Annotated in this window: 5 protein-coding genes; all 5 read right to left on the reverse strand. The window is 37.8% G+C overall.

The window, feature by feature from the left end:
• Positions 1 to 515 (reverse strand): archaeal proteasome endopeptidase complex subunit alpha (gene psmA, locus ACLFMM_RS09665; RefSeq protein ID WP_410808523.1); only part of this gene is annotated, 515 nt, incomplete at its 3' end.
• Between the two features lie 49 nt (positions 516 to 564).
• The gene (locus tag ACLFMM_RS09670; RefSeq protein WP_410808524.1) at positions 565 to 939 is read right to left on the reverse strand and encodes an Rpp14/Pop5 family protein; all 375 of its coding nucleotides are present in this window, start codon (positions 937 to 939) and stop codon (positions 565 to 567) included.
• Between the two features lie 2 nt (positions 940 to 941).
• A complete protein-coding gene (gene rnp3 / locus ACLFMM_RS09675; protein ID WP_410808525.1) occupies positions 942 to 1670 on the reverse strand; it encodes a ribonuclease P protein component 3 in 729 nt (242 codons plus the stop codon).
• Positions 1663 to 2112 carry an RNA-binding protein gene (locus ACLFMM_RS09680; RefSeq protein WP_410808526.1) on the reverse strand — a complete coding sequence of 150 codons (450 nt, stop codon included), beginning with the start codon at positions 2110 to 2112 and terminating at the stop codon, positions 1663 to 1665. The genes rnp3 and ACLFMM_RS09680 overlap by 8 nt, the downstream gene beginning before the upstream one ends.
• Positions 2113 to 2132: 20 nt before the next feature.
• Positions 2133 to 2690, reverse strand: coding sequence for a 50S ribosomal protein L15e (locus ACLFMM_RS09685; RefSeq protein ID WP_410808527.1), 558 nt, complete (start codon positions 2688 to 2690; stop codon positions 2133 to 2135).
• Between the last annotated feature and the right edge of the window lie 195 nt (positions 2691 to 2885).

The raw sequence follows: 2885 nt of genomic DNA on the forward strand, positions 1-2885 counted from the left end.
GAATTTCTGCCTGCACCGATTGCTGTTGCTTTATATTCAAGTAGTGCTCCGCTAGGGTCTGTCTCAAACAACCTAGGATTATCGTCATCGATACCTGCTATCAATACGGCAGTACCATAGGGGCGAACCCCTCCAAACTGGGTGTAGGTCTGTTTGTGGTCACATATCTTTTTGGCTATAACTTCAACACCTATTGGTTCATCAAATGATACTCTGTTAACCTGGGCTTCAACCCTTGCCCTGTCTACAAGTGTACGTGCATCCGCCACAAGTCCAGATGTAGCAACACCTATATGAGAATCGATCTGGAATATCTTTTCGATTGATTCTGCTTCTATTAATCTACTGGTAATCCGTTTGTCTACCAGTAATACAACACCATCTTTTGCCTTTATACCTGCAGCAGTGGTACCTCTTTTAACTGCTTCCCTCGCGTATTCTACCTGAAAAAGTCGTCCATCTGGACTGAAAACTGTAATTGCTCTATCATAACCCATTTGCGGTGCCATTTGCATGTATTAATCAACTCCATCTCGCATAAAATTCGTATATATTATATGATTTCTACTCTTTTATATATGACTGTCCTTTTGGATTGAATACTTCAAATCCTTTCAAATATTTTGTTGTTGCTCCTTTTACAGTGCCTGATATGCCAAGTATGTGTATAACAGCTTGTTTTCCACCTATATTTGTAACTGTTGCAAGCGATGCACGTGTTTTTTCAGTAGTATTGTGATTGCACCGTATTATACCTTTTGAATTTTCAAAGCTTAGAAGTCTGATATTGCACTCACTTGAGCCTAAGTCCCCTATCAGAGAACCGGCACATGAAAATATCTCTTTTATCAGTTCTTCTCTGGTTACTGATTCCTCAGATATTAATTCAAATGCAAGATATCTTTTGCGGTTTCGCATGGTAGGCGGGAGATTTTTCACTGTTATTCCCCTTCACTGCTTATTATCTCTTCTTTTATGATTTCTACACCATTTCTTACAGTACCGCTGTTTTCTCTGTTTTTTAAGATTATATTTTCAGGTACTTTACTGAGTGATTTAATAGCTTCATCCTTACCCATCCCAAAAAGCTCTGCAAGTGCCACCATTTCTCTCGGTGCCCGCAGTTCATAACAGGTATGTGCATTGCTTGTTATTATGGTAGGTACATTGTATTTTCTTGCAAGTTCGAGGTTTTTACTGAAAAAGGAAAGTGTATGTACCCTTTTTCCTCCACGACCTTTTATGAGAGAATTAAGATTGAATTCAATAGACACATTATTGTAACTTGCTGATTTTGCAAGAACGTGGTTTATACCGCCATTTTTTGTTGTCTGAGGATGAGTTAATATATCTACATTAGGATTTTCTACTGCTGCACGGTTAATTTCTTCATTTCCACCATGTACAGCCAGTACATCTACATCCTTTCGGTACTTTCCCACAAGGCCGTGAAGTTTTGACGGATTTGATGCAACTATTTCTACACCTTTAACAGCTTCAACCCCACTGTGCATATCTTGTTCAATATGGGTTTTTTCTACATTGCTGTGATTGGTAATTACAATTCCACTGAAACCAAAGTGTTTTGCAATAGCCATTACTTCATTTACTGTATTCTTGCCATCTGGGACAGTATGGACATTGAAATCATAAAATCTGGGTTTACCCAAACAAATCCTCCACGTTTTTCCTGGCCTGTCCCCAATTTTTCGGATAGGTCGCAACTTTCATTTTTACTATAATCGCATCAGAAGATGAAGACAATACAACCCTACCAAGGTATGCTTCCTGTTTATTAAATCTGAGATGGAACATCTGTTCCTCATCCAATCGCTCAGGTATTTCTTTGCAAAGTGTTGCAAGTTCAGATGAGGATAAATTCTCCTTTATAAACATAACCAATTTGTTACATTCATATTTGCGGGACAGTTTTGAATTGTAAAGAGTTATAGGGTTCCCGTAATGACCCTCTACATCCAATGATTCGACAAACTGGTATGTATCGGTATTATTACCTAATGAGTTTAACAAAAATAAATCCAGAGATTTTTTTACTCTGGATTTTTCTTCTGTTGCGTGTGCAGTTGCACGCAATGTTATATAATTAATCAACTGAGTCTACCTGATATTATTTATCTGGTTTTTTCTGTACCTTTACCGCGTTTTCTTAAACCTCTTCCTTTTCTTGAAACACTGGTCTTTCCACGGTGGGATCGTCCTTTTTGTTTATTGGAACATATCCAGTTTAGGTCTTTGTCACTTTGTATTACCGGATGTATTGGGTCCACAAGTATTACTTCATACCATTTGGATTTACCATCTTCTCCCACCCAGTAGGAATTCAAAACTTCCATGTTGGGATATTTGCGGGATGCCCGTTCTTCTGCTATCCTCTGGATACTTTTGCCTGCAGTAATCTTATTTCTACCCATTCTTTTGGTACGTCTGCCAGCATTATACCTGGATTTTCTCATCCCTCCACGTCGTATCTTTGCACGTACAACAATTATTCCCTGTTTTGCCTTGTATCCAAGTGTTCGTGCACGATCAAGACGTGTGGGTCGGTTTATTTTTGTCAGGGAACCCTGTCTTCTCCATTCCTGTAACCGTTGCCATCTGAGATTATCAACGTAGGTTTCTTCCGGTCTTTTCCATGCTTCTCTTATATAATTATAAAACGGCTTCGACAATTTTCTCACCTGGGTTTCATTTTAGTTTCATGGTTCAACTCATATTATGAGTCACATTCCAACGGGACAATATCCCGTAAATGAAACAGGAGAACTACAAACTTAATATGATTTAAAGTTTTTTATGCTAATGTATATTATTTAAAAACAAAGTTATTTAATATATAAATTAAGCATTGCTATTATAAAACTTAT

The organism is Methanohalobium sp. (genome assembly GCF_046546175.1).
In the GTDB taxonomy this organism is placed as follows: domain Archaea; phylum Halobacteriota; class Methanosarcinia; order Methanosarcinales; family Methanosarcinaceae; genus Methanohalobium.